The organism is Streptomyces echinatus, from assembly GCF_014203595.1.
Taxonomy (GTDB): domain Bacteria; phylum Actinomycetota; class Actinomycetes; order Streptomycetales; family Streptomycetaceae; genus Streptomyces; species Streptomyces echinatus.
In genome coordinates, this window is record NZ_JACHJK010000003.1 from 359,255 (window position 1) to 383,108 (window position 23,854).

Consider the following 23,854-nt stretch of genomic DNA (forward strand, 5'->3'; position numbering starts at 1 on the left):
AGCGCCGCCCGGGGCAGGCGGTGGGTGTCAGTGCGCATCCAGGCGGGCGAGCCGGGAACGGGCCTCGGCGACCCGCTGGGGGTCCGCGCCGGGGCCGAGGGCGGCGCACCGTGTGAACACCTCGCGCGCCTCGGCGGAGCGGCCGGCCGCGAGGAGGACTTCACCGAGAGCGAGCAGGTAGCGGCTCTCCAGGGCGGTGTTGCCGTCGGAGCGGGTCAGCGCGACCGAGGTGCGCAGGTGCTCCACCGCCTCGTCCCAGCGTCCCAGACGGCTGTGGCTGAGCCCGATCCCCGCGAGTGCGCTGACTCGCGCGAAGGCGGCGATGTGCGGCTCGACGCGGTCACCGGCCCCGTCCAGTCGGGTCATGACCTCGCGGTAGGTCTCGATCGCCTCGTGGTCGAGCCCGGTGGCCCGCAGTTCCAGGGCGCGGCCGAGCAGGGCCTGCAGCATGCCGTGCAGGTCCCCTCCGGCGTCGAAGAGCGCGGCGGCCAGGGCGTTGTGTTCGGCGGTGGGCCCGTGCTCGCCCAGCAGCCGGTGGGCCCAGGCGGTGTACTGGTGTGCCCATGCCTGCTGCACGAGGTCACCGGCCCGCCGGGCCGCGGCGAGTGCGCGGGCGGAGTAGGTGAGGCTGTCGCGGGGCCTGCCCTCGCACAGCAGCACCGCCCAGGCGTAGTAGTTGAGTTGGGTGGCTTCGAGCAGCGGGTCGCCGAGCGCCTCGGCGGCGCGGACGGCGGCGCCGAAGACCTCGGGCCAGTGCCCCCAGAAGATCCACTGGTCGGAGAACCAGTGCAGGGACTCGGCCACCTCGACGACGCCGGCATGGTCGCCGTCCGCCGCGGCGGCGTGCAGGGCTGCCAGCCAGTTGGCGGCCTCGGTCTGGAGCCACTCGCGGGCCCTGTCGGCGCTGGAGAGGTCCACCGTGTCCTGCCAGGAGGCGGGTGGGGCGCCGTGGTCGGGTTCGTACCAGCGGCCGGCGACGACGGCGGTCTCCAGCAGCCAGCGGTACATCGCCCGGCGGGCCCGCTCGATGTCCGCCGCCGGCTCCTCGGCGGCGAGACGGTCACGGCCGTACAGGCACAGCAGGTCGTGCAGCCGGTACCGGTCCCCCATGGTGCCGAGCAGGCCCACCTCGACCAGCTCCTCCAGGGTGTCCTCGGTGTCGCGGAGGTCCTGGCCGGTGAGCCGGGCGGCGCAGGGCGCGCTGACGTCCGGTCCGGGTACCAGGGACAGGCGCCGGAACATGCGGGCCGCCGTGGGCGTGAGCTGCCGGTAGGACAGGTCGAAGGCGCCCGCCACCCGTAGGTCCCCGGCCGAGAGCGCCTCCAGGCGCCGTTCCTCGTGCGCCAGCCGGTCCGCCAGCCGGCGGACGCTCCAACCGGTGCGGGTCGTGAGCCAGTTGCCCGCCACCCTGAGCGCCAGCGGAAGGTGTTCGCAGAGCCGGGCGACCTCCTGGAGCGCCTCCGGCTCCGCCGTCGCGCGTTCCTCGCCGACGAGGGAGGTCAGGAAGGCCGCCGACTCGGCGGGTTCGAGCCGCCCGAGCGGCAGCCGGTGCACGTCGTCCAGCCCGGTGAGCATACGGCGGCTGGTCACCAGGACCAGCGTTCCGCCGGAGCCCGGAAGCAGCGGACGTACCTGTGTCTCGTCACGGGCGTCGTCCAGCACCAGCAGACAGCGCCGGTCGGCGAGGACCTGCCGGTAGACCGCGGGATGGGCCTGCGGTCCCGCCTTCGCCAGGTCGCGGTCGGGCACGCCGAGGGCCTTGAGCACGCGGACCATCAGCTCGGGCGGTTCGGGTGCACTGTCGTCGGTGCCGCGCAGGTCCAGCATGAGCTGTCCGTCCGGGAAGCGGTCGGCGAGCCGGCGCGCGGCGCGCAGTGCCAGGGTCGTCTTGCCCGTGCCGGGTGCTCCGTGCACGGCGAGGACGACGGGCTGGGCCGCGGCTCCGGCCGGGGTCCCGCGGTCGTCGGCGGCGCCCGCTCCCGGGCGTCCGGCGAGTGTCTCCAGCCACGCCAGTTCCTCCGCGCGGCCGACGAAGTCGTCGATGCCACGGGGGAAGGAACGTACGCCGACGGGGCTGTAACCGGGGGCGCGCCCGGCCCGGGCTGCCGCGAGCAGCCGCTCGCCCTCGGTGTCGTCGAGACCCAGTCCGTTCGCGAGGGCGGCCACCGTCCGGCGTTGCGGGGCGGCCCGGCGGCCGCGTTCCAGGTCGCCGATTCCGCGCACGCTGACGCCGGACGCCTCCGCAAGGGCTTCGATGGTCAGCGACTTCGCCAGCCGTATCTCCCGCAGCAGCGCCCCGAACGCGGCCCCTTGTGCGGACACGCCGCCCCCCTCACACCCCAAAGTTTGATCATTCTAGTAGCAGTGGGGTGTTATCGATCAAGAGAGGCCGACAGAGGGGCGAACCCGGCGCGAACGGCTCGTTCCCGCCGGGCGGACACGGGCCCGGGACGGACGGAGACCCGCCCGGGCGCCTCGTGGGCGGTCCGTGGCCGGGCCCGCCCGCGGAAGTGGTCACGCACGGACCAGCGGTGTGTCGACCAGGTGCTCGGCCAGGATCCAGGTCTGGAGTTCGCCGGTCCGGATCACCTGGGAGACGAGCACGTCGTTCGTGCCGTCGTCGCCCAGCTCCGCCACGCGGGCCGCCGCGTCGTGCGCGTCGGACAGGATCGTCTCGTGTGCCTCCAGCAGCCGGGACAGCATGGCGGGCACCTCCTCGACGCCGTCCGGCGGGCGCGGCACGGACGTGATCTCGGCGACGTGACGGGGGTCCCCCACGGCCACGCCGCCCAGCGTCTGCACGCGCTCGGCGAGCGTGTCGACGAGGGCCAGCTGCTGGGAGGCGTGCTGGTCCAGGACGAGGTGCAGCTGGTAGAAGGTCGCGCCCCGCACCAGCCAGTGGTGCTTCTTGTAGAGGCCGTAGAGGATCTGGGTGTCCGCCAGTACCTTGTTGAGGCGCTGGCAGGAGTACATGCGCGCCTCGAAGGACAGTGCCAGGGGGAACTGCTTGACGGTGCCGAACTCCTGGATGAGAGGGCCCTTCTGGTGCAGCCGGGGCTGGCTGCCGGTGTGCGACGTCTGGCTGGTCATGGTCCGCCTCCTGCGGTTCGTGCGAGGTGTGCACCAGTGACGCTAGGCGGCCGGACCGCGGTCGTTCTGTCCGAGAGCGCATGTCCGCATGCCCGACAGCGCATTGCCTGTACGTCCCCCGGAGCGGACGCGTACGTCGCGTGCGCACATGCCGAACGGCCGCGCGGACGAGGGAAGTCGTCCACGCGGCCGTTCCCGCCCGCGTTCCGGTCAGCTCGTCGCGCGGACCGCTTCACGGATCAGGTCGGCGACCTCCTCGGGCCGGGAGACGGCGACCGCGTGAGAGGCGCCCTCCAGCTCGACGATCGTCGCTCCGGCCCGCTTCGCGCCGTAGCGCTCGACCTCCGGGTTGATCGCCTGGTCGGCGGCGGCCACCAGTGCCCAGGACGGCTTGGTCCTCCACGCGGCGGCGGAGGCCTTCTCCTCGAACGCCGCGGCGGCGAGCGGGCGTTGCGCCGCGGCCAGGAGCTTGGTGGTTCCGGCGGGCACGTCGGCGGCGAAGACCGACGGGAAGGCGTCCTCGGCGATGGTCACCTCGACGGCCGGATCGGCGCCCGGCACCGGATAGGTCCACTGCTTGAGGTTGCTCACCAGCGGGGACGCCGGGAAGCGGCCCTGCAGCTCGCCGAGGCTCTCGCCCTCCTCCAGGACGTAGGCGGCGACGTACACCAGGCCGACGACGTTCTCGGTGGTGCCGGCGACGGTGATGAGCGCGCCGCCGTAGGAGTGGCCGACCAGCACGACGGGGCCGTCGACCTGGGCGGCGACCGAGGCCACGTACGCGGCGTCGGCCGCGAGTCCGCGCAGCGGGTTGGGCGGGGCGATCACCGGGACGCCGTGGCGCTGAAGGTGGTCGATGACGCCGGTCCAGCTGCCGGCGTCGGCGAAGGCTCCGTGGACGAGTACGGCCGTGGGAGTGGTCATGGCAGGGGATCCGTTCCGGTTCAGGCGGTGTGCAGGGCGGTGTGCAGGGTGCGCACGGCCATGGAGATGGCGGCCTCGGCGGCGTGCGTGCCGCGCAGCGCGTTGAGCATCACGAAGTCGTGGATGATGCCCTGGAAGCGCACCGCGGTGACGGGGACGCCGGCCGCGCGGAGCTTGTTGGCGTAAGCCTCGCCCTCGTCGCGCAGCACGTCGGCCTCGCCGGTGATGACCAGGGCCGGCGGCAGGCCCGCCAGCTGCTCGGTCGTGGCGCGCAGCGGGGAGGCGGTGACCTGGGCGCGCTCGGCCTCGTCGGTGGTGTACTGGTCCCAGAACCACCGCATGCCGTCGCGGCGCAGGAAGTACCCGGTGGCGAACTGGTGGTAGGACGGCGTGTCGAAGTTCGCGTCCGTCACCGGGTAGAAGAGTACCTGGTGCAGCAGGGGGAGTCCGCCGCGCTCCTTGGCCATCAGGGTGAGGGCGGCGGTCATGTTGCCGCCGACCGAGTCCCCGGCGACCGCCAGGCGCGAGCCGTCCAGACCCTTGGCCGCGCCCTCGTCGACGACCCACCGGGCCACGGTGAAGTTCTGCTCGATGGCGACCGGGTAGCGGACCTCCGGCGACAGGTCGTACTCGGGGAAGACCACCGCGGCCTCGGCGCCGACGGCGAGTTCACGCACGAGGCGGTCATGGGTGTGGGCGTTGCCGAACACCCAGCCCGCGCCATGGATGTAAAGGATCACCGGCAGGGTTCCGTCCGCGCCCGCGGGCCTGACGATCCGGGCGCGGACGCTGCCCGTCGGGCCGCCCTGGACGGTGACCCACTCCTCCTCGGTCTCCGGCTTGGCCACGTCGCCGGACTGCACCTCGTCGACCGCCTTGCGGCCCTCCGCCGGCTGCAGGTCGAACAGGTAAGGGGGGTTGGCGGTCGCCTCGGCGAACGCGGCGGCCTCGGGCTCGAGTACGGGCTGCGCGGGCTCTACGGCATCGGGCATGTGAGTTCTCCTGGCTGAATGTTTCCGTTACGCCGCGACCGACGCTAAGGCGGTGCGCGAAGCACCGGTTGCCCACGCGCGCACGGCCGCTTTCCCGACAGCGCACGCGCCGATTCCCACGGCACGGAAGGTGGTGTGCGGAGAGTGCGCCGGGCGGCAAACCGCAATGCGCTACGAGGACATTCGGTCCTTTCCGGCGTGCCTAGAGTGCGGTGTGTCCGACCACGAACGGACCTCGCCGACCCGGTCACCGTCGCTGTCACTGTCACCGAAGAAGCCGGCCCGTGCCGATGAAGAAGTCGGCCCGTGCGATCCGGCCGCGGCAAGCAGTACGTCTCCTTCTTCCCCAGGGGGTTCTCCACCGATGTCAACCATGCCGGTCGGCGGTCTGGTGCCGCGCGCCGTGGCGGATGCCGCGGACCTCGTCGTACGCAACGCGAAGATCCATACCGGGGATCCGGCACGGCCGAGTGCGGGAGCCATGGCGGTCCGGGACGGCGTCGTCACGGTGGTCGGCGACGACGGGGCCGTGGCGGCGCACATCGGCGCGGGCACCCGCGTGGTCGACGCACTCGGCCGCCGGGTCGTCCCCGGACTGAACGACTCCCATCTGCACGTGATCCGCGGGGGCCTGCACTACGTGCTGGAGCTGCGCTGGGACGGCGTGTCCAGCCTGCGCCAGGCGCTCGCGATGCTGCGCGAGCAGGCCGCCCGTACCCCGGCGGGGCAGTGGGTGCGCGTGGTGGGAGGCTGGTCCGCCGAGCAGTTCGCCGAACGCCGGCTGCCGACGGTCGCGGAACTGAACGCAGCCGCCCCGGACACCCCCGTGTTCGTGCTGAACCTGTACCAGTCGGCGGTGCTCAACCGGGCCGCGCTCAAGGCGGCCGGCTTCACGCGGGACACCCCCGACCCGCGGGGCGGGCAGATCGTGCGGGGCCGGAACGGGGAGCCGACGGGCATGCTGCTGGCCGCGCCCAGCGCCCTGGTCCTCTACTCGACCCTGGCCAAGGCGCCGGTGCTCGACGGCGAGGACAGGAAGGCCTCCACCCGCCATTTCCTGCGTGAGCTGAACCGGTTCGGTCTGACATCGGCGATCGACGCCGCCGGCGGATTCCAGAACTTCCCCGACAACTACGCGACCGTCGTCGAACTCGCTGAAGCCGGTCAGTTGTCCCTGCGCATCGCGTATCACCTCTTCCCGCAGACGGCGGGTCAGGAGATCGACGATCTCACCCGCTGGATCGGCATGGTCCGTCCCGAGGACGGCGACGCCTGGCTGCGGCTCAACGGCGCGGGCGAGAATCTCACCTGGGCGGCGGCGGATTTCGAGAATTTCAGCCAGCCGCGTCCGGAACTCGCGATCGCCTACGAGGGCGAGTTCGAAAAGGCGGTCCGGCTGCTCATGGAGCACGGCTGGGGATTCCGTCTGCACGCGACCTACGACGAAACCATACGACGCGATCTCGCGGTGTTCGAGAAACTCGCCGCCGAAGGACTCTTCCCGGCGGGCAACCGTTGGCTGTTCGACCACGCGGAGACCGCTTCCGCTGACAGCCTCGACCGGATCGCCGCCCTCGGCGGGGCGATGTCGGTGCAGAACCGGCTGTCCTTCCAGGGTGAGGCGTTCCTGCGCCGCTACGGCCCCGGAGCCGCCGCCGTGGCCCCGCCGATCCGGGCCATGCTGGACCGCGGGCTCACCGTCGCGGCCGGCACCGACGCCACCCGCGTCTCCACCTACAACCCCTGGGTGGCCCTGCACTGGCTGGTCAGCGGCCGGACCGTCGGCGGCCTGGCCCTGCGCCCGTCCGCCAACCGCGTCGACCGGGAGACCGCGCTGACGATGTTCACCCGCGCGGGCGCCCTGCTGACCGGCGAGCAGGACGTCAAGGGCGTGCTGCGGCCCGGCTGTTACGCCGACCTCGCGGTGCTGTCCGAGGACTACTTCTCCGTACCGGAGCCGGACATCGCCCGCATCGAGTCGCTGCTGACCGTCACCGGCGGCCGGATCGTCTACGCCGCCGCCGAGTACGAGGGCCTGGACGAGGAGTTGCCGCCCGTCAGCCCCGCCTGGAGCCCCGTCGCGCACTTCGGTGGCTACCAACGGCCCGGGTCCGGGGTCCGGCAGGCCGCGGCGGTCGGTGAGGCCGTCGAGGAGTCCGCCCAGCACCACGAGTGGCGCATCGCGCGGGGCCTGGTCCCGCCGACCGCGGCCACCCCGTTCGACCCCTGTTTCTCCCTCTGAGTCCCCCGAATTTCCCCCTTGCCGAAAGGAACCTGTCATGATCGACATCGCGGGTGTCACCCCCTCCCCCAGCCCCGATCTGCTCACGCCGGACAACTGCGCGGTGCTGTTCGTGGACCACCAGCCGCAGATGTTCTTCGGCGCGGGCAGCGGTGACCGTACCGCTGTCATCAACGCGACCGTGGGCCTGGCGAAGGCGGCGAAGGCCTTCGACGTGCCCGTCGTGCTCAGTACCGTCGCCGCCGAGTCCTTCTCCGGTCCGATCATGCCGCAGCTCGCGGACGTCTTCCCCGACCACGAGATCGTCGACCGCACCACGATGAACGCCTGGGAGGACTCCGCCTTCGTCGACGCGGTCAGGGCGACCGGGCGCCAAAAGCTCGTCATCGCCGGTCTGTGGACCGAGGTCTGCGTCGTGCTGCCCACGCTCTCCGCACTCGCCCAGGGCTACGAGGTCTACGTGGTCACGGACGCCTCCGCGGGCGTCACCCCTCAGGCCCACGAGCACGCCGTACAGCGCGTCGTCCAGGCCGGGGCGGTGCCGGTCACCTGGGTGCAGGTGCTGCTGGAACTCCAGCGCGACTGGGCCCGCACCGACACGTACGCCGCGACGACCGGTGTGGTGAAGGAACACGCCGGCGCCTACGGCCTCGGCATCGTCTACGCGCAGGCCGTCATCGGCGCCCACGCGGCCGGCTGACCCAGCCGTCCCAGGAAAACGAGGCGAGGAACGGACAGGAGAACGATGGACACGGGAGTACTGCTCCTGCGGCTGGCCGTGGGTCTGCTCATCGCCGGCCACGGAGTGCAGAAGGTGAGCTTCCGGCTCGGCGGCAACGGCCTGGCGGGCGGCACCGAGGAGTTCCGCCGCGACGGGTTCCGCGGCGGAACGCCGACCGCGCTCCTCGCCGGCGCCGCCCAGATCGGCTCCGGTCTGTTCCTGGCCGCGGGGCTGCTCACACCGCCGGCCGCGATGGCGGCCATGGGCGTGATGACGGTGGCGGGCACCGTGAAGCTCCCCAAGGGGCTGTGGGTGCAGAACGACGGTTACGAGTACCCGCTGGTCCTCGTCGTCGTCTGCGCCGCCCTCGCCCTGACCGGGCCGGGATGCTGGTCCATGGACCGGGCACTGGGGCTGGGCCACTGGCCGCTGTGGATCGTCGTCGGCGCGATCGTGGCCGGCCCGGTCAGCGGGCTGCTCACCCGCGCGGTACTGCACCGGCCGGCCGTGGCGGCGGGAGGCGAGCGGTATGCGCCGGCTGCTGACTGACGCCCTGCGCACCCTCGTTCCGTCAGGCGAGGAGCGGCACGGGCCACTGCCTCCGCTGATGCTCGCGCTGACCGTGGTGACCGGTCTCGTCGACGCGGTCAGCTACCTCGGTCTCGGGCATGTGTTCGTGGCCAACATGACGGGCAACGTGGTCTTCCTCGGCTTCGCGCTGGCCGGCAGCACCAGTCTGTCCGTGCTCGCATCGGTCGTCTCCCTGGGCGCGTTCCTCCTCGGAGCGCTCTCCGGGGGCCGGCTCGGCGGCCGGCACGCGGCGCACCGCGGGCACCTGCTGCGGACGGCCACGGCCCTGCAGACGGTTCTGGTCGCGGTGGCGACGCTGGTCGCCGGAGTCGCGGACGGACGGGTCACCACCGGATTCCAGTACACGCTGATCGTGCTCCTGGGACTCGCCATGGGCCTGCAGAACGCGGTGGCCCGGCGGCTCGGTGTCCCCGACCTGACCACCACGGTCCTGACCCTCACCCTCACCGGACTGGCCGCCGACTCCGTCCCGGCCGGCGGCGAGGGTCCACGGCCCGGCCGACGGCTCCTGTCGGTGCTGGCGATGTTCCTGGGCGCGCTCGTCGGCGCGGTCCTCATCCTGCACGGTCACCTGACCCTGACCCTGGCCCTGGCCCTGTCGCTGCTCGCGGCAACCTCGGCGACAGTCCACCGCCTCTCGGCCACGAACCCCGGATGGGTCCGCCCAGGCCCGAACTGACACCGCAGCCCCACACCACCGGTCGCGCCCCTGACCGACCGCTGAAGCCGTCGCCGCTGGGTTGAGCGCGGGGATACCGTGCCCACAGGCCGACGTGTCCCGTCCCGCCCGCTACCCGGCGACGACCCTGCCGCCTACGTCGCCGCCGGCCTGGCCACCGCCCCCACCCGCTACCGCGCCACCGCCCACCACACCCTCCGCGCCACCGCACGAGACGGTGACCACGCGGAAGGCGGGCGGGCACAGGAATGGGGCTGAGCATGGTGTTCGGGCGACCACTCGCACATCCGCAGCGCGCACAGTCCTGCCCGGACCACCGATCGCTGTGCCGTAGACGCGATTGTGTCGACGCTCAGCTGCCTGTGCAACCGCACGGCGAAGTACCGGCAACGGTCGTGGGGCTGCTCATGCGGCGCACAGCGGTCGGTCGTTCAACGGAGGTCATCGCAGTGCCGCCTCGCCCGTGCGGACGGCACGCAGGGCGCGCTCGACCGTGTCCTGGTTTTCGCCGATCGGAGCCACGTAGTCGAGGACGTCGCGGGCGGAGCCCTCGCCGAGAGTTCGGGTGATCACCCATGTGGCAAGGTACTGGGATGCCAGGCAGCCACCCGCGGTGGCGATGTTCCCCTCGGCGTGGAACGGCGCGTCCAGCACGGTGACGCCCGCGGCCTCGACGAAGGGCCGGGTCTTCATGTCCGTACAGGCCGGCATGTCACCCAGCAGCCCGAGGCGTGCCAGTACCAGCGCGCCGGAGCACTGGGAACCGATCAGCTGTCGCGACGGGTCGAGCCGCACCGTGGAGATCAGGCGGTCGTCGGCGACCACGTCACGGGTCTTCACTCCGCTGCCGATCAGCACGACGTCGGCCTCGGTCACGAACTCCATCGGGCGCTGCCCGGTCACCTCGACGCCGTTCATCGACGTCACCACCGGCGTAGGTGTCGTGATGAAGGCCTCGAGGCCCTCCTTGCGGCACCGGTTGATCAGTGCGGAAGCGATGAAGCTGTCGAGCTCGGCATGCCTGCCGCCGCTCGGCGCTGCGCACCGCCGCGGTCGACCACCACCGCCCCGAAGCAGCCGATTTCGCCTTCGCCGAAGACGACCTCCGCCGCCACCGGAGCTGGTGAGATGGGCGGGTATCCGAATGTCCGAATGGAGGGGGCGGCATGAACAGACAGGGCCGGGCCGATGCGGTGGACCAGGAGATGGCGGTGCGCCTGCTGCCCGAGGAGGCGCTGACGGCGCTGCGCTCCTGGTGGGTGAGGAACGAGCAGACGTACCCGGACGGGACGCCCGGCGCTCACGCGGTCGTATACGCGCCGGCGCGGTGGGCACCGATCACCCCGTGGCCCGCGGGCCTTGCACCCACATCCCACGCCGGTGATGCCCGGGTCAGCCGGGCGGAGGTGACCGGGATGGTCGCCGACGGGCTGCGGCGTGAGGCGTTCAGGGAGGCCCTGATCGCCACGTACGTGTGGGGCAAGGGCAAGAGCGGTACACCCGGCGGCAGCGGCCCCTCGACCTTGGGGAAGATACTGGCGGCCGCGAACCTGGACGCGGTCCTCGCCGCCTCGGTCACGGCCCTGTGCGAGCGGGGCGCGGTGGACGCCTACACGGTGCTCCACAAGGCGGTTCCCGGCTTCGGCCCGTCCTTCTTCACCAAGTTCCTGTACTTCGCCGGCCAGGCGCTGCCCACTGCGCCGGACCCGCGGCCGCTCATCCTCGACCGGGTGCTCTCCCTGCGTCTGCGCGCACTCGCGGCCGCGCTCGGCCGCGAGACCGGTGTCGATCCCGAGGGCACGGTGGCGGCCTGGGTCTGGGCCGAATGGGACTGGACGCCCCACCGGTACGACGTCTACCTCTCCTTCATGCACGCAGCCGCCCGGCAGATCGCCGGCACACAAGCATGGCCGTCCGGCGCGACTGTCGACTTGCTGGAGTGCGCGCTGTTCGGTGGTGCCTGGTGAGCGACCGGCTGAGGGCCCGCTCGGTGGCAAGCGCCGCCCGGCCTCGTTGAGCACGGCTCCCGCATCGGCTCGCACGGAGTTCCCTGCGCCCCAGAGGCCGGCCCCTGCGCTGAAGGTGTGCGGAGCAGGGATGCAGAGACCCCTGTGTGCTCCGGCACGGTCCGGGCGGGCCGAGCCCGTGGTGGGACGCGGCCATTAGGCTTGGGGTACCGGAGGGGAGGACGGCGCTCGTGCGGCCGCCCCGGACCACCACACCCAAGGACGGCAACCGAGTGTCTTTCTTCACCATCGGCCACCGCGGTGTCATGGCCGCCGAGCCGGAGAACACTCTGCGCTCCTTCGTGCGGGCTGAACGCGAGGGGCTGGACGGCATCGAGCTGGACCTGCACCTGAGCAAGGACGGCGAGCTGGTCGTCATGCACGACGAAACCCTGGACCGCACGACGGACGGCCGCGGTCCGATCGCCGGGCAGGAACTTCGGGAGCTGAAGAAGCTGGACGCCGGCCTCGGCGAGCGCATTCCCACGTTCGGTGAGGTGCTGGACGCCGTCGGGCCGACGCTGCCGATCCAGGCGGAGATCAAGGACGTGGCCGCCGCCCGGTCGTTGGCCAGGGTGCTCACCGAGCGAGACCTGCTGGACCGGGTCTCGGTGCTGTCGTTCCACGACGTGGCGCTGATCGAGATCCACAATCTGCTGCCGCAGGCCCGCACCGTGCTGGTGGCAGGCCCCAGCGCGCACCGCGACACCTTCGTCGGCCGCGCTCAGAAGGTCGGATCCACCTTGGTCAGCGTGGAGCTGCGCCAGCTGAACCGGGCCGTCGTCGACAAGTGCGGCGCCGCCGGCATCGACGTGATGGCCTGGACCGTCAACGACGAGCGCGACCTGACGCTGGCCCGGACGCTCGGCCTGGTGGGCTGCGTGACCGACCAGCCCGGCATGAAGCGGCTGGTCGAGGCCACGGCCTGACCCCTGGGGTGCAGGGCGGAACCGGGGGTCGCCCGCCCGGTCGGACGAGAGTCGGAACCCAGGAGAGCGGTCTGTGCTCGCCGGATGCCGGGGCTTGATCACCCGCATGGTGGTCCTGGCGCCGGAAATGCCGGGTTGCGCGCACCTGTGGGGTGAGGCTGTTCCCGATCGCACCGCGACCGCCGAAGGAGCAGACATGTCCCAAGTGCCCACGCACCTCCGCTACACCGAAGAACACGAATGGGTCGAGCCCGGGTCCGACGGCACCGTGACCGTCGGCATCACCGACTTCGCCCAGAAGAACCTCGGCGACATCGTCTTCTTCGAGCTGCCCGAGGTCGGCAGGAAGGTGGAGGTCGGGGACCCCGTCGGCACGGTGGAGTCGGTCAAGTCGGTGTCCGAGCTGTACAGCCCGCTCACCGGAGAGATCATCGAGATCAACCAGGACGTCTCCGACAACCCGGACGAGGTCAACTCCGACCCTTACGGGATGTGGCTCTTCAAGATCAAGAGCAAGGGCGCGGCGTCCTCCAACGGGCTGCTCGACGCCAAGGCGTACCAGAAGCTCATCAGCGAGAGCTGACCGCCGGCACGAGGGGCTCCCGGTGGATCACCGGGCGCCCCTCGGTGCCGTACAGGCCGAGGGGCAGCGTGGCCGGCGCCGGGGTGATGCACGTTCCTTGTCGGGCGGGGCACCCGCGAGCGCGTAGAACTCGTGCAGCGCGGTGAGCAGGGACCAGCCGAGCGCCGCCTTGGCCTGCGCCGCCGCTCGGCGGTGAACCACTCACCGGCCATCACCTGCGCTGTGTTCGCCGAGGGCACCAACCTGCCAGCCGCTGTGGCCCCGACGGCCGCTTTCCCTGTCCGACGGACGTCCCCACCCGGACCGGCAGGATACGCGTCCTGGCGTTTGACCTTGGTGAACGGGCCGGGACCTGCCAACGGAGTTCCTCAAGACGGTTGGGCGAAGAGGGCTACTTCTGCCGGTGGTTCTGCATGGTCCACCCCCACGTGCCCGTGATCCACTCTCCAGTGGCCGGGAGACGCCGGTTCCTCCCCTTCCCTTTGCAGACCCGGGCCACTCGGCAAAGGAGCATGCTCATGCGCGGATTCAAGAGTGCCCTGACCGCAGTCGGGGCCCCTTGGCAGCCTTCGCGGCGACGAGGGTCGCGGCTCTCGTGGACCGCCCGGCAGTTGAGCTGCGCCGTCCAGGACGGCCCCGGCTGCCCGTGACCGCCGTAGCCAAGGGACACCGGCCCGCCCCTGCTCGTACCGCTCCGCGGACGGGCGAGGGGCCCGGGCCGGGAGGCCGAGGCTCTACGCGAAGGCCGGACCGGGCGCGATCCAGGCCTTCTCCTACACCCCTTGATCAAAATGAAGGAACAGGAGTCCGACCCCATGACGTCCCATCGTCGCCCCAAGCAGCCGAGCCGCACGCGCGTGACCGTGCTGACCACGGCAGCCGCCGCTGCCGTCGCCCTGAGCGCGAACTCCGCCGATGCCACGCCCAGTCAGAGGCTCGGCAAGGACGAGGTCAAGGCGAAGGCCGACAAGCTCTACGAGCAGGCGGAGCAGGCCACGGAGAAGTACAACGCGGCCAACGAGAAGCAGCGGAAGCTGCAGAAGGACATCTCCGCCATCCAGGACAGCGTCGCCCGCGGCCAGCAGGAACTGAACGCGCTGCGCGAGGGGCTGGGTTCGCTGGCCACCGCCCAGTATCGCTCCGGAGGTATCGACCCCTCGGTGCAGCTCCTCCTCTCGTCGGACCCTGCCGACTTCCTCGCCAGGGCGTCCACGCTCGACCAGTTGAGCAGCCAGCAGGTCGACGCCCTGAAGAAGGTCCAGGACAAACAGCGGGAACTCGCCCAGCAGCGCGCCGAGGCCACGGAGAAGCTTGAGGACCTCACCACCTCCCGCACCGAACTGGGCAACAGGAAGAAGGAAATCCAGAACAGGCTCGCCGAGGCGCAGAAGCTGCTCAACACCTTGACCGCGAAGGAGAAGGCGGCCCTCGCCGCCGAGCAGCAGCGCGCCGGCCACGCCTCCGCCGAGCGGGTGAACCTCGGCCACGACACCCCCGCGTCCGGCCGGGCCGGCGCCGCGTTCTCCGCCGCCCAGAGCCAGCTCGGCAAGCCCTATGTCCGCGGCGGCACAGGTCCCTCCTCGTACGACTGCTCGGGCCTGACCTCCTGGGCCTACGCCCAGGCCGACGTCTCCATACCGCGCACCTCCGAGGCCCAGTCGGGCATCGGGACCCGCCTCACGCGGAGCCAGCTCCAGGTCGGCGACCTGGTCTTCTTCTTCAACGACCTGCACCACGTGGGCCTGTACGCGGGCAACGGCCAGATCCTGCACGCCCCTCGCTCGGGCACGGTCGTACGGTACGAGTCGATGGACACCATCGGCGGACCGTTCATGTTCGGTGTCCGCGTCTGAACTGACGGACGACCACCGGCATTCGGCCGCAGGGTGCAAGACCGCACGGCCGGAGCCGGTCAGCACCCACGAGGGCCGTGAGGGCGGCGCAGGGCGCTGTTCAGGCGGCGCGCTTGCGGTCCGTGGCCTGGACCGGGAGTGGCCGGTCCGGGCTGACGTGCTCGGTGCGGGCGATCTCCAGCAGCCGGCGCCAGGAGCTCACCGTCGAGCGGCGCCGTAGCAGGCTGCGGCGGTCACGCTCGGTCATGCCTCCCCAGATGCCGTGTTCGATGCGGTTGTCGAGAGCGTGGGCGAGGCATTCGGTCCGGACCGGGCAGCCGTTGCACAGGGCCTTCGCCCGGTTCTGGGCCGCGCCCTCGACGAACAGCTCCTCAGGGTCCATGGTGCGGCACTTCGCCCGTGTCTCCCACTCACGATCGCCCGTTGTCATCGCCGCCTGCCCTCCCGTTGCGTTGCCCCGCCTGCGGGGCTTGGTGCGGACCGTATGCCCAGGACACGGAGATGTTGATCCTCTGTGTCGGTGGACTGCGCCCACGGCCCTTCGACGTCAAGTACGGATGCTGCGGCCGTTCGAGCTCAACGCCACGTCCGGGGTGTTGGCACTCAACGCCCACACAGGCGCCCGCGCAGCACAGGTCGGCGAGATAGGGGCCTGCTCAGTCGGGCGGCGGGGCAGCCGTTGGGCGGCCACCCGGAGAAGTTCGCCGACGCCTCGTTCCTGTACTCGGCGTCGGCCACCGCCGGACGGGGCAGCAACGTCCAGTCCATGGACTGCGGCGACGACTACCAGTGCACCGCCGTCGCCGGATACGACAGCCCGACCGGCAACGGCTCACCGAACGGCCTGTCCGCCTCCGGCGGATGAATTGCCGTCGTACTGATCCGCCCGAACGATGATCAAGCAGCCGGGGCCAGGGCCTCCGGCAGACCTTCCTCGGCGAAGAACTGTCGGGAGCCCTCGGCCCGGCCTCGGTCAGCACGCCCGTGATGAGCACGATGACGCCCGCAACCAACAGAGCCGTACCAAGAAGCGGCGCCTCGTCGGCTGACCACGGGTAACACGCTTCGCACATCACTTGCGCCGCCTGCTCAGAGTGCTGACATGCCAGTTTCACCACACCTGCAAGACATCACCCCCGACAACTTCGAGACCGCGGTCAACCTGAGGGTTCGCCCCGACCAGGAACATCTGGTGGAACCCGTGGTGAAGTCACTCGCCGAGGCGTACGTCCACCCCGGCATCGCCTGGCCCCGGCTCATCTGCGATGACGACGAGGCCGTCGGGTTCCTCATTGCCTTCTTCCACATCGACTGGACCGGCAAAGGCACCGACTGTCGCTCCGGACTCTGGCGCCTCAACATCGCGGACGGAAAGCAGGGCCGGGGCTACGGGCGCTTCGCAGTGGAGTCCGTAGCCGCTGAAATCCGGCGCCGAGGTGGCACGCGCCTGACTACCACCTGGCATCCCGGACCGGATGGCCCCACAGGCTTCTACCTGGCGCTCGGCTTCCGACCAACCGGCGAGACCAGCGGCGGCCAGATGGTGGGCATGCTGGAGCTGGACTGAACCCGGCGGCAGGAGACCAAGCGGCGCCTCGGGATCGCTGTGGAACCTGTACGAGCTCACCGGGGCCGAGTTCGCACAAGCCTCCCATCGGCCGTCCAATGCGCGCGCTCGTGGAGAACGGTTGCATCCGTCCATGGCCGCGGTGTGCCAGCACCACCTCGGGTGGCACACCGGCATCACCCCGGTATGCCGGCCGCAACCGTTGAGGCACGGCCGAAGCGGCAGCGGCCGCCGCTCACGCCGGAGGACAATGCGAGCTGGAACCCCGAGCACCGGCCGGTAGGACCGGACAGGCCCCCTACAGGGGGCGGCTCATCGGCCTCGTCGCATTCGCCTTCAGCGCTGTTGGCCCGGTCGCCGGCGCCGCTGGGCAGGACGTCCGGACCGTCGTGCGGGCGCGGGCTGCCCCTCGGCGGGAGCAGCGCCGGGTGAGGAGAACCCGCCGGGGATACCTGGCGAGGCGGGCGCGGGGATCTGCGGTGCCGGCTGCTCGGCATTACGGCTCTGCCGCGCGGCGCGGGCGACGACGGTGGCGTTCGGGATCAGCGGTGCGCAGGCCGCGCAGACCTCTTCGACGCTCCAGACCTGGCCCACGGCCGGGTCGTGCCGCAGGATCAGCACCACCGCTCCGGCGCAGTGGACCGTGCCGGGGTGGGCGGAGCACTGCTGCGAACCGCAGTAGCAGAAGGCGTTGGGGCGGACGGTGGCCGCCTTGGCGTGAGCAGCGGCGTGCCGGGCCGCGAAGGCCCGCAGGGCCGCGAGGTCCTTGGAGCGGGCCGGCATCCGGCACCCCTCCCTGCTGCAGGAAAGGGTGGCGGAGTGGTCGCGGTGCCCGATGAGCCGGATCGTCCAGGCCCGGCCGGGCACTCGCTCGGTGGAGCTTTCGCTGTACGCGGTCGTCACAACAACGGCCGTCCTTCTGCTTGATCGATGGTGTCTCTCCACTATGAGCCACCCGCCGGGCGACCATGCACCGATTTTGGGCCCCTTGCGGCGCGTCCCCCACGAGCGGAGCCGGCCCCAACACGGGTGATCCCGCGTGGCAAGCGAACGGGACGCGGGATCGCGGATGACCGGGACCCTCAGCTCAAGGCGCTCCAGGATACTTTCCCAAGAATCGATCCCACCTTGCCTTCAGTCCGCATTTGTCACGAGACGCACAGCTGGCTAGGCACGTGTCGGCACGTCCCTCTTGCGGTCCGAGGCGAACCTGTGTGCGCCCGGGGCTTATAGTCTGCGGCGAGAACGCCGGAGCGAAAGATCGCCTCGGTGATGGAGGGGTCATGATCTTCGGCCATGGACGGGCCGCGGCCACAGCCGCACTGGCACTCGCAGCCTGTACGGGCCTCGTGGCCTGCGACGACGGCTCCGGCTCGGCAGCGAGTGCGAGCGCCGTGCCCACGGTTGCCCGGAGTGCGCCGACATCCGCCACGTCCTCGGCCTCGCCCACACCGACGGAGTCGCGGGCGGCGGTCACGGCATCCGTCAGCCCGAGCGCGGTGGCGAGCACGTCTTCGGCCCCCACCGCCGAGGCGGAGGCCGTTGTCTCTCGCACGGCGGCAGCGCCGAGTGCCGCTGCGTGCAGGAACCTGGCGGTCCCCGCCGACGTGAAGTCGGCAGTGACCCAAACGTGGGAGCACGCCAAGAGGGTCGGCCACATCCAGCCCAGGCCTGGCAACTTCTACTACGGCAGCTGCGGAACCACGCACTACGCAGCCGCCCGCTTCGAAGCTGGTGCCGGCGCGACGGGCGACGACCGGGTCCAACTCCAGGATGAGGGCTCGGGCCTGCAGTTCTTCCGCCTCTCCCCCGGCACCGCCTGGTGGTTCGTCGGCTCCGACACGTATCCGGCCACCGGGGACTGCTCGCGGTTCGCGCCCGCCGACCTCGCACGCCGGTGGAACTGCTCCTGACCACGACCGCTGCCGGCCGTTGCCTCACCAGCGTCTGACGACTCCGGACGAGCACCTGTCGGCAGCGGCCCAGCCGGGTCGTACTCCCCCACCACCGCGGGCCGCCGGATCGCACTGCGCGCTCTTCTGCGAGCAGATCTTCGGCCCGGACGGCCCGGACGACTGTGTCTGTGGCGAACGGCTCACCTTCTGGGACGTCGACGGGGCATGCGATGCGTGCGAACGTCCCCTGGCCATGCTCAGTTTTGGCAGATCGCCGACTGCGAGCTGGTCCTGGTCACCGACCCCGGCCCCACGGCACCGCGCACCGGTCAGCTCCTGAGCGTCGAGGACTGGATCTCCACCGTCGACGGCACCCGGCCCCGCTGGTCCAGCGGCAGGGTCGCGCTGGTGGGCGACGCCGCGTACGCACCGTCGTTCCTCACCGGACAGGGCTCCAGCCTCGCTCTCGTCGGCGCGTACATGCTCGCCGGATCCCTGGCCGACCGGGACCATGCCTCGGGCTTCGCCGCCTACGAACACGACACGCGGGGGTTTGTGACCATGAACCAGGAGCAGATCGGCGAGGGCGACGCCATGCTCTTCCCCACCACCGCTCGGGCCCTCGAACAGCGCAACGCGGTGCTGCGCGATCTCAGCGCCATGCCCTCCGCGGAGGAACACCGGCCCATTCGGCCCTCACACTGCCCGCATTCCCACCCACGACGTGAGCGCGGGCACGCACTGATGACGGGCGTCGCCGGCGGTCGGGGCCGACGGTCCGGACCCGGCGCCGGTGGCGTGGGTGCCTCGCATCCGCCCGGGGAGCTGCCCAGGCAGTCGGCAAGGCGCGGCCGGTCGACGGTCAGGACCAGCGCCTCGGGCACGAACACGGGCCCGCGAGCTCGCCGTACGGGACGGCGGATTCCTCGTCGCGGCTGTCAGGCGCTGCTCGTCACTGCGACCCCGCGGCCATCAGCGTCGCGGCGATGGGTTCGAGCTCGTCCACCAGCTCGTCGAGCTCGGCGGGAGACAGGGCGTCGTAGGGCGGGGCGGCGAGCTCGTCGGTAAGGGCTTCGACGCGCTGCTTGGTCTCGCGGCCCGCGTCGGTGAACCGGCCGTCGGTGTCGACGAGCCCGCGCTCGCGCAAGCCCTCCATGACCGCGGCCAACCGCTCCTTCGGCAGGTGGTGGAGGCGCCCGAACGACTCCGGCGGGTGGATGCCACGCTCCAGCGCGTCGAGCACGTGGGCCTCCGTGCCGCCGATGCGCGCGCCGACGAGGGCGGCGACGTGCCCGTCGGCGCGGTGCTCGCGCAGCATGGTCGCGGAATGCCACAGCCGGGCGACCGGGTCGCTCGGTACCGGAAGTGCGCGCATCCCGGCGTACATCACCCGGCCTTCCATGGGCGCGTTCATCGCCGCTTTGGTGGTCAGGTCGGCAGCCCGCACCAGGCCCGGGGAGTCGGCCAGTTCGTCGCCGAGGATCCGCCGTACGGAGGCCGCGCTGCCCCGCTCCCGCGCGGCGAGGGACGCCTCGGGCGGGATCGTCTCCCACGCGCTCGGAATGTGCCGCACGGCCTCCCCCTCGGCGAAGCTGTAGAAGGCCGCGTGCACGACCTCGGCCGGCACCCGCCCCAGCGGCGCGGCGCGGCTGGCGAAGTAGCCGTCCCAGTAGGTGCGGTGGCCGAGCGCGGCCAGTTCCTCGTTGCACTCGTCGGCGGAGTAGGTCACCAGACAGATCGGTTCCAGGAGCTCGAACATGCGACGGGCGGTGTGAGTCATGGCCTCCATCATGCCCGCGGTCACGCCCCGTGAAGTGGTAGGGCCGCTGGATCAACCTGTGGGTACGGCATACGACGGAGAAGCCGGCCAGCCGCAGGATTCCGCTCAATGCCGTCCGCATGAGCAGAACGACCCGGTGTTCCGGCCGTAGTTCGTGATCTCGCTGGTGGGGGGGGCGAGGAAGAGCCTCAACCAGAGGCGGCCGCTATTCCAGCCACGTCCCGTCGCGCATGATGACTCTGCCTCGCAGTTCCCGCTCGCCGCGCCATGCGCGCACGGTCTTCGGCACCACGCGTACGTACACGAAGGAACCCTCCTCCGCGCGCGGGTCCCACCCGAACTTGGCGGCGAACGCCTCCGCCGCGTCTCCGGGCACGTCCTGGTCGGGGAAGTACTCCGCCTCACCCTGGAGAAGCACCACATCGGAGGTGTCCGGCAACGCCAGGCGCACGCGCGGCTCCTCGCGGACGTTGCGCGCGGTCGCGGAGGTGGCACCGGTGCACATCCACACCGCCAGCCCGTCCCACGAAAACCACAGCGGCACCTGGTGCGGCCCGTGATCGGCATGTGCTGTCGACACCCACACATCCCGCTCGGAAACGAGCCGTTCCAGAGTGTCGCGCTTACGCTCCGCCGCCGGGCGGCGAACAATCCCCGTCTGCATGAGTGCCGACCTTAGTCAGCAGGCTCATCAGCGCGCATGAGGCGAGGGACCTACTCCCGGCGACCGATGCCCCCTCAGTCCTCGGCGCGGTGACAGCCGCCTGGCGTGACAGTTCGGCTCCGCTGGGAGGCCCCGACGGGGACCGACGTATCGTGTCCGTCCCAGTCATCGACACCTGGGGGGCGGTCCATGGCAACAGGCGGCCAAGAGGGCGAGCGGTGGGCTGCGGCCCAACCTGAAGCGGCGGCGTCTGAGGATCTGGTCCGGCGCATGGAGCTCATTGCACTGGCTCAAGGCGTCGACCTGGGCCAGCTGCGGCCTCTGACCGGTCAGGACGCCGGCGCTGAGATGGACACACACCGTGGCAAGGTGGTCGTGTCCCTGCGGGAGGAGGACATGTTCCGTGTACGGCTCTGTCTCCACCCTGCTTTCGCCTGGTCGGAGGGCTGGACGGACGATCTCGACGCGGCGGTGGGGGTGGCGGAACTGTGGTACCAGGGCGGCCGTCTGCGGGAGTTGCACGACCGCTTCCCGTTCATGAGCTGGGACGAACTGGCGCAAGGGTTCGAGGACGGTGACCCTGCTGCCGCGAAGTGGCGACAGCTCCTTTCCAGCGATTGGCATCTACGTGACCGCCCGCTTCTCGAGGCGGCCCATGCGCACCCTGACCTGCGGGTGTTCTATCCGTACATCAGCATGGGGAGCCTGATGCTGAGCCGGAAGCCGTTCGACTTGGAATCGGGCCTCGTGAAGATCATTCCGTTTTCCGAAGACCACTACCGAGTGACCATGTGGCCGGCCGCGTTCCGGCGTGACATGACTTCCTTGAACGAGGCGCTAGACGTCGCGGTGGCCTGCTTCCGGTCCCTGCCGGATGCGTGACGTCGCACCAGGCTGCGCCACGCGGTGGAGTGCGGGATCAGTCGGGCTCGACCGGTACTCGGAAGCGTTGGGCGACGACGAGAGTGGCATCGTCGATGACGGGAGTGCGCCCCAGGAACTCGCTCACACCATCGCTCCGGAAGAACTCTTCGTGAGCCGTCCGCCACTGTGCCACGTCGGCGTAGCCGCGCCCCTCGGCTCGTGCGAAGTCGTCGTCGATCTCCCGCATGGGAACCACCCGTACGTCGACGAGTTCGATCGTGACGGCCGGACGACCCTCGGAATCGAGCACCGAGAACCGCTGACCGGTCCGCGGCAGCTCCTCTCCGGCGTGCTCGTAGATCTCCAGGAGCCCCGTGAGCGCGGTCTTCCGACCGCTCAGGATCGCCACCACACCACGGTCGCGTTCAGGGCCAGGAAAGGCGAGTTCAAGAGCAGGAAGGTCCTCATGTCCCATCGGGAGATGGTACGAAGCCCGATCGCCTTGATCAACGGTCCTGGTGAGGCGGGCATCCGGTCCGGTTTGCGGGCCACGGGCCAGTCTTCCCCGACCCGTGGCCTCCGCCGGGCCGCCACCGCGCCGATCCCGTGTCACCGCGCGGGTGTGCCGCCAGCTGTCGTCAAGGAGTTCAGTCTGAGTGCGGACGACTGGCGCGGAACCATGTCACCACAACCAAGGCCGCGGTGACGTACATGACGACGCTGGCGCTGGCCACGGATTCGACGTACTGCTCGTAACCGTCTTCGCGAAGCTGAACCGTCAGGAATCCGAGCGCCGTTGCTAACGTCGCTATAGCGGCGGACAGGGAAGCGAACGGGATTTTCGTCATTGGTTTCTTCCACACTGCGAGACGACTGGTCACCGCCGAGTCTACGTACACACCGTCAACTGCCAAAGGCAGCCAGGCACTGCGCGCGGCGCACCCGCAGGCCAGTGCAGGCCGACACCCGTTGCTAGTTCACCGCCGACCAAGGCGCTGCCGAACTGCTCAAGGGGCGGTCGACCGTCGTCTTCTTCTGATCAGGAAGGCAGCGCCAAGCACGGCCAGGGCGCCGGCGAACGGGCCCCAGACCGCGAGTGAGAGGGGCGAGGCGGCCGCCGTACCCGCCGCGACGCAGGCAGCGGTGCCCGGTGCCGTACCCAGTGCCGTGGCCCAGGCGAAACCCGCGACGGGCAGGCGGTTGGAGCCTGCTGCCAGGCTCACGGCGGCGAACGGCATCCCAGGTGTGAGGCGCAGCCCGAGCATCGTGCTGAAGGGGCGGTGGACCAGGCGCGTGGTCAGTACCCTGACATGGCGGTTGCGGGCGCCGAGCAGGTCCAGGGCGTCGCTGCCCAGGAGGCGGCCGGCACCGTACCCGAGGAGGGCTCCGGTCGTGTTGCCGAGCAGCGCCACGAGCAGTCCGCAGCGGCAGCGGCTGGGGCTTCGGTGCCCAAGCGGCAGGCGTCATTGGGCACTTGCGGCGGGGCGGACGACGATTTCGTTGACGTCGACCTGCGCAGGCTGCGAAACGGCGTACGCGATGGCGTCCGCGATGGCGGAGGCGGGCAGCGCCACGGCGCGGTACGTCTGCATGGCCTCCCTGGCAGCGGGGTCGGAGATGCTGTCGGCGAGTTCGGACTCGGTGACGCCCGGAGAGACGAGGGTGACCCGGATGTTCCCGGTGGACTCCTGGCGCAGACCTTCGGAGATCGCGCGGACGGCGAACTTGGTGGCGCAGTAGACGGCGGCGGTGGGAGAGACCTCGTACGCCCCGACGGAGGCCAGGTTCACGAAGTGCCCGCCGCCCTGAGCACGCATGACGGGCAGGGCGGCGGCGATCCCGTTCAGGACTCCCCGCACGTTCACGTCGATCATGCGGTCCCACTCGTCGACCCTCAGAGCCTCCAGCGGCGAGAGCGGCATCACACCGGCGTTGTTGACCACCACGTCCAGCCGGCCGTAACGCTCGCGGGCGGCGGAGACGAAGGCCCGGACGTCGGCGGCGTCCGTGACGTCCAGCCGCTGGAACGCCGCGCTGCCGCCCGCGGCCGCGATCTCTTCGGTCAGCGCTTCGAGACGATCGGTGCGCCGCGCTCCGAGGAAGAGGCGGTGGCCGTCGGCGGCCAGCCGGCGCGCGGTCGCCGCTCCGATCCCGCTGCTCGCCCCCGTGATCGCCACGACCTTGACTGCCTGTGCCATGTTCCTTCTTCCTCTCGACAGAGCACGAGGTGCTCGTGGTGAAGCACGCCATCGCGCACGTCGCCCGTCGCCCGTCGCCCGTCGCCCGTCGCCCGTCGCCCGTCGCCCGTCGCGGTGAATCCGGTGTCGTCGACGTAGTCGATGTGGCTGCCGGTCACCGTGTCGCGGCCCGTGTGCGCGCGGCGCCGGTGGCCGCGGGCTTCCTCGTGACGGCCGTCCGCCCGCCCTCGTCCATGGGTGTGGATCTGTCCTGCCCGACCGAGTCTGGCCAGGGCG

Annotated in this window: 27 protein-coding genes and 2 pseudogenes; 14 read left to right on the top strand and 15 right to left on the bottom strand. The window is 71.1% G+C overall.

All coding sequences use genetic code 11. The annotated features are described in order from the left end of the window. Window positions 1–27: 27 nt before the first annotated feature. The 4 genes from FHS34_RS10210 to FHS34_RS10225 all read right to left on the bottom strand — a co-directional run bounded on the left by FHS34_RS10210 (window position 28) and on the right by FHS34_RS10225 (window position 5,006). The gene (locus tag FHS34_RS10210; RefSeq protein WP_184963452.1) at window positions 28–2,322 is read right to left on the bottom strand and encodes an ATP-binding protein; all 2,295 of its coding nucleotides are present in this window, start codon (window positions 2,320–2,322) and stop codon (window positions 28–30) included. A 192-nt stretch (window positions 2,323–2,514) separates the two neighbouring features. Continuing rightward, on the bottom strand, window positions 2,515–3,090 hold the full coding sequence (locus tag FHS34_RS10215) for a Dps family protein (protein ID WP_184963454.1): 576 nt from the start codon (window positions 3,088–3,090) through the stop codon (window positions 2,515–2,517). Window positions 3,091–3,300: 210 nt separating this feature from the next. Continuing rightward, entirely contained in the window at window positions 3,301–4,014 is a 714-nt protein-coding gene (locus tag FHS34_RS10220) for an alpha/beta fold hydrolase (RefSeq protein ID WP_184963456.1), read from the bottom strand. A gap of 20 nt (window positions 4,015–4,034) precedes the next feature. Beyond that, window positions 4,035–5,006 carry an alpha/beta hydrolase gene (locus FHS34_RS10225; RefSeq protein WP_184963458.1) on the bottom strand — a complete coding sequence of 324 codons (972 nt, stop codon included), beginning with the start codon at window positions 5,004–5,006 and terminating at the stop codon, window positions 4,035–4,037. A gap of 364 nt (window positions 5,007–5,370) precedes the next feature. Here FHS34_RS10225 and FHS34_RS10230 point away from each other — a divergent pair, with 364 nt between their 5' ends. The 5 genes from FHS34_RS10230 (at window position 5,371) to FHS34_RS10250 (ending at window position 9,497) form a co-directional block, all read left to right on the top strand. Further along, on the top strand, window positions 5,371–7,248 hold the full coding sequence (locus FHS34_RS10230; protein WP_184963460.1) for an amidohydrolase: 1,878 nt from the start codon (window positions 5,371–5,373) through the stop codon (window positions 7,246–7,248). Between the two features lie 37 nt (window positions 7,249–7,285). Further along, entirely contained in the window at window positions 7,286–7,948 is a 663-nt protein-coding gene (locus FHS34_RS10235) for a hydrolase (protein ID WP_184963462.1), read from the top strand. A 45-nt stretch (window positions 7,949–7,993) separates the two neighbouring features. After that, window positions 7,994–8,518: a DoxX family protein gene (locus tag FHS34_RS10240; protein ID WP_184963464.1), complete on the top strand. Its 525-nt coding sequence runs from the start codon at window positions 7,994–7,996 to the stop codon at window positions 8,516–8,518. Then, window positions 8,499–9,239, top strand: coding sequence for a YoaK family protein (locus tag FHS34_RS10245; protein ID WP_184963466.1), 741 nt, complete (start codon window positions 8,499–8,501; stop codon window positions 9,237–9,239). The genes FHS34_RS10240 and FHS34_RS10245 overlap by 20 nt, the downstream gene beginning before the upstream one ends. A gap of 78 nt (window positions 9,240–9,317) precedes the next feature. Then, window positions 9,318–9,497 (top strand): hypothetical protein, encoded by a 180-nt coding sequence (locus FHS34_RS10250; protein WP_225817329.1) that lies wholly within the window; start codon window positions 9,318–9,320, stop codon window positions 9,495–9,497. Between the two features lie 183 nt (window positions 9,498–9,680). Here the strand turns inward: FHS34_RS10250 and FHS34_RS10255 are convergent, their stop codons facing one another. Beyond that, a complete protein-coding gene (locus FHS34_RS10255) occupies window positions 9,681–10,238 on the bottom strand; it encodes a DJ-1/PfpI family protein (protein ID WP_225817401.1) in 558 nt (185 codons plus the stop codon). Window positions 10,239–10,405: 167 nt separating this feature from the next. On the opposite strand from FHS34_RS10255, the gene FHS34_RS10260 reads away from it, so the two are divergent. The 3 genes from FHS34_RS10260 to gcvH all read left to right on the top strand — a co-directional run bounded on the left by FHS34_RS10260 (window position 10,406) and on the right by gcvH (window position 12,757). After that, window positions 10,406–11,206: an 8-oxoguanine DNA glycosylase OGG fold protein gene (locus tag FHS34_RS10260; protein ID WP_184964361.1), complete on the top strand. Its 801-nt coding sequence runs from the start codon at window positions 10,406–10,408 to the stop codon at window positions 11,204–11,206. 272 nt (window positions 11,207–11,478) lie between these two features. Next, window positions 11,479–12,174: a glycerophosphodiester phosphodiesterase gene (locus FHS34_RS10265; protein WP_184963468.1), complete on the top strand. Its 696-nt coding sequence runs from the start codon at window positions 11,479–11,481 to the stop codon at window positions 12,172–12,174. 196 nt (window positions 12,175–12,370) lie between these two features. Next, window positions 12,371–12,757: a glycine cleavage system protein GcvH gene (gcvH, locus tag FHS34_RS10270; protein ID WP_184963470.1), complete on the top strand. Its 387-nt coding sequence runs from the start codon at window positions 12,371–12,373 to the stop codon at window positions 12,755–12,757. Between the two features lie 27 nt (window positions 12,758–12,784). On the opposite strand, the gene FHS34_RS10275 is transcribed toward gcvH, so the two are convergent. Continuing rightward, complete coding sequence (locus tag FHS34_RS10275) at window positions 12,785–12,958, bottom strand: hypothetical protein (RefSeq protein ID WP_184963471.1); 174 nt, start codon at window positions 12,956–12,958, stop codon at window positions 12,785–12,787. Window positions 12,959–13,572: 614 nt separating this feature from the next. Here FHS34_RS10275 and FHS34_RS10280 point away from each other — a divergent pair. Next, complete coding sequence (locus FHS34_RS10280; protein WP_184963473.1) at window positions 13,573–14,610, top strand: C40 family peptidase; 1,038 nt, start codon at window positions 13,573–13,575, stop codon at window positions 14,608–14,610. Between the two features lie 100 nt (window positions 14,611–14,710). Here the strand turns inward: FHS34_RS10280 and FHS34_RS10285 are convergent, their stop codons facing one another. Next, window positions 14,711–15,040 carry a WhiB family transcriptional regulator gene (locus tag FHS34_RS10285; RefSeq protein ID WP_184963475.1) on the bottom strand — a complete coding sequence of 110 codons (330 nt, stop codon included), beginning with the start codon at window positions 15,038–15,040 and terminating at the stop codon, window positions 14,711–14,713. Between the two features lie 249 nt (window positions 15,041–15,289). On the opposite strand from FHS34_RS10285, the gene FHS34_RS10290 reads away from it, so the two are divergent. Next, on the top strand, window positions 15,290–15,475 hold the full coding sequence (locus FHS34_RS10290; protein ID WP_184963477.1) for a hypothetical protein: 186 nt from the start codon (window positions 15,290–15,292) through the stop codon (window positions 15,473–15,475). 237 nt (window positions 15,476–15,712) lie between these two features. After that, entirely contained in the window at window positions 15,713–16,177 is a 465-nt protein-coding gene (locus FHS34_RS10295) for a GNAT family N-acetyltransferase (protein ID WP_184963478.1), read from the top strand. Window positions 16,178–16,513: 336 nt separating this feature from the next. On the opposite strand, the gene FHS34_RS10300 is transcribed toward FHS34_RS10295, so the two are convergent. After that, the gene (locus tag FHS34_RS10300; RefSeq protein ID WP_184963479.1) at window positions 16,514–17,080 is read right to left on the bottom strand and encodes a hypothetical protein; all 567 of its coding nucleotides are present in this window, start codon (window positions 17,078–17,080) and stop codon (window positions 16,514–16,516) included. Between the two features lie 716 nt (window positions 17,081–17,796). Here FHS34_RS10300 and FHS34_RS10305 point away from each other — a divergent pair. Both FHS34_RS10305 and FHS34_RS42450 read left to right on the top strand, forming a co-directional pair. Further along, the gene (locus FHS34_RS10305) at window positions 17,797–18,090 is read left to right on the top strand and encodes a hypothetical protein (RefSeq protein WP_184963480.1); all 294 of its coding nucleotides are present in this window, start codon (window positions 17,797–17,799) and stop codon (window positions 18,088–18,090) included. Between the two features lie 360 nt (window positions 18,091–18,450). Further along, window positions 18,451–18,800 (top strand): annotated as a pseudogene (locus tag FHS34_RS42450) (FAD-dependent oxidoreductase); the annotation flags it as partial. A 224-nt stretch (window positions 18,801–19,024) separates the two neighbouring features. Here the strand turns inward: FHS34_RS42450 and FHS34_RS10310 are convergent. Together FHS34_RS10310 and FHS34_RS10315 are read right to left on the bottom strand one after the other, a co-directional pair. After that, on the bottom strand, window positions 19,025–19,852 hold the full coding sequence (locus FHS34_RS10310; RefSeq protein WP_184963481.1) for an SCO6745 family protein: 828 nt from the start codon (window positions 19,850–19,852) through the stop codon (window positions 19,025–19,027). 205 nt (window positions 19,853–20,057) lie between these two features. After that, window positions 20,058–20,516, bottom strand: coding sequence for a pyridoxamine 5'-phosphate oxidase family protein (locus FHS34_RS10315; RefSeq protein ID WP_184963482.1), 459 nt, complete (start codon window positions 20,514–20,516; stop codon window positions 20,058–20,060). A gap of 270 nt (window positions 20,517–20,786) precedes the next feature. Here FHS34_RS10315 and FHS34_RS10320 point away from each other — a divergent pair, with 270 nt between their 5' ends. After that, window positions 20,787–21,398, top strand: coding sequence for a DUF6193 family natural product biosynthesis protein (locus FHS34_RS10320; protein ID WP_184963483.1), 612 nt, complete (start codon window positions 20,787–20,789; stop codon window positions 21,396–21,398). A 37-nt stretch (window positions 21,399–21,435) separates the two neighbouring features. Here the strand turns inward: FHS34_RS10320 and FHS34_RS10325 are convergent, their stop codons facing one another. From FHS34_RS10325 to FHS34_RS10345, 5 genes and pseudogenes are all read right to left on the bottom strand, one after another. Continuing rightward, window positions 21,436–21,855, bottom strand: a complete 420-nt coding sequence (locus FHS34_RS10325) for an ASCH domain-containing protein (RefSeq protein WP_184963484.1) — start codon at window positions 21,853–21,855, stop codon at window positions 21,436–21,438. A 172-nt stretch (window positions 21,856–22,027) separates the two neighbouring features. Then, window positions 22,028–22,228, bottom strand: a complete 201-nt coding sequence (locus tag FHS34_RS10330) for an SCO3870 family protein (protein ID WP_184963485.1) — start codon at window positions 22,226–22,228, stop codon at window positions 22,028–22,030. A gap of 159 nt (window positions 22,229–22,387) precedes the next feature. Next, entirely contained in the window at window positions 22,388–22,792 is a 405-nt protein-coding gene (locus FHS34_RS10335; protein WP_184963487.1) for a VTT domain-containing protein, read from the bottom strand. A gap of 51 nt (window positions 22,793–22,843) precedes the next feature. Beyond that, entirely contained in the window at window positions 22,844–23,578 is a 735-nt protein-coding gene (locus FHS34_RS10340) for an SDR family oxidoreductase (protein ID WP_184963489.1), read from the bottom strand. Between the two features lie 8 nt (window positions 23,579–23,586). Further along, a pseudogene (locus tag FHS34_RS10345) lies at window positions 23,587–23,850 on the bottom strand (Atu4866 domain-containing protein); the annotation flags it as partial. Between the last annotated feature and the right edge of the window lie 4 nt (window positions 23,851–23,854).

What these genes read in the sequence shown, in the direction of transcription:
- FHS34_RS10245 (WP_184963466.1), top strand. Translation starts at nt 8,499, where the DNA reads ATGCGCCGGCTGCTGACTGACGCCCTGCGCACCCTCGTTCCGTCAGGC.
- FHS34_RS10240 (WP_184963464.1), top strand. Translation starts at nt 7,994, where the DNA reads ATGGACACGGGAGTACTGCTCCTGCGGCTGGCCGTGGGTCTGCTCATC.
- FHS34_RS10235 (WP_184963462.1), top strand. Translation starts at nt 7,286, where the DNA reads ATGATCGACATCGCGGGTGTCACCCCCTCCCCCAGCCCCGATCTGCTC.
- FHS34_RS10320 (WP_184963483.1), top strand. Translation starts at nt 20,787, where the DNA reads ATGGAGCTCATTGCACTGGCTCAAGGCGTCGACCTGGGCCAGCTGCGG.
- FHS34_RS10340 (WP_184963489.1), bottom strand. Translation starts at nt 23,578, where the DNA reads ATGGCACAGGCAGTCAAGGTCGTGGCGATCACGGGGGCGAGCAGCGGG.
- FHS34_RS10220 (WP_184963456.1), bottom strand. Translation starts at nt 4,014, where the DNA reads ATGACCACTCCCACGGCCGTACTCGTCCACGGAGCCTTCGCCGACGCC.
- FHS34_RS10285 (WP_184963475.1), bottom strand. Translation starts at nt 15,040, where the DNA reads ATGACAACGGGCGATCGTGAGTGGGAGACACGGGCGAAGTGCCGCACC.
- FHS34_RS10280 (WP_184963473.1), top strand. Translation starts at nt 13,573, where the DNA reads ATGACGTCCCATCGTCGCCCCAAGCAGCCGAGCCGCACGCGCGTGACC.
- FHS34_RS10315 (WP_184963482.1), bottom strand. Translation starts at nt 20,516, where the DNA reads ATGCAGACGGGGATTGTTCGCCGCCCGGCGGCGGAGCGTAAGCGCGAC.
- FHS34_RS10330 (WP_184963485.1), bottom strand. Translation starts at nt 22,228, where the DNA reads ATGACGAAAATCCCGTTCGCTTCCCTGTCCGCCGCTATAGCGACGTTA.
- FHS34_RS10215 (WP_184963454.1), bottom strand. Translation starts at nt 3,090, where the DNA reads ATGACCAGCCAGACGTCGCACACCGGCAGCCAGCCCCGGCTGCACCAG.
- FHS34_RS10260 (WP_184964361.1), top strand. Translation starts at nt 10,406, where the DNA reads ATGAACAGACAGGGCCGGGCCGATGCGGTGGACCAGGAGATGGCGGTG.
- FHS34_RS10295 (WP_184963478.1), top strand. Translation starts at nt 15,713, where the DNA reads ATGCCAGTTTCACCACACCTGCAAGACATCACCCCCGACAACTTCGAG.
- FHS34_RS10230 (WP_184963460.1), top strand. Translation starts at nt 5,371, where the DNA reads ATGTCAACCATGCCGGTCGGCGGTCTGGTGCCGCGCGCCGTGGCGGAT.
- FHS34_RS10310 (WP_184963481.1), bottom strand. Translation starts at nt 19,852, where the DNA reads ATGACTCACACCGCCCGTCGCATGTTCGAGCTCCTGGAACCGATCTGT.
- gcvH (WP_184963470.1), top strand. Translation starts at nt 12,371, where the DNA reads ATGTCCCAAGTGCCCACGCACCTCCGCTACACCGAAGAACACGAATGG.
- FHS34_RS10325 (WP_184963484.1), bottom strand. Translation starts at nt 21,855, where the DNA reads ATGGGACATGAGGACCTTCCTGCTCTTGAACTCGCCTTTCCTGGCCCT.
- FHS34_RS10225 (WP_184963458.1), bottom strand. Translation starts at nt 5,006, where the DNA reads ATGCCCGATGCCGTAGAGCCCGCGCAGCCCGTACTCGAGCCCGAGGCC.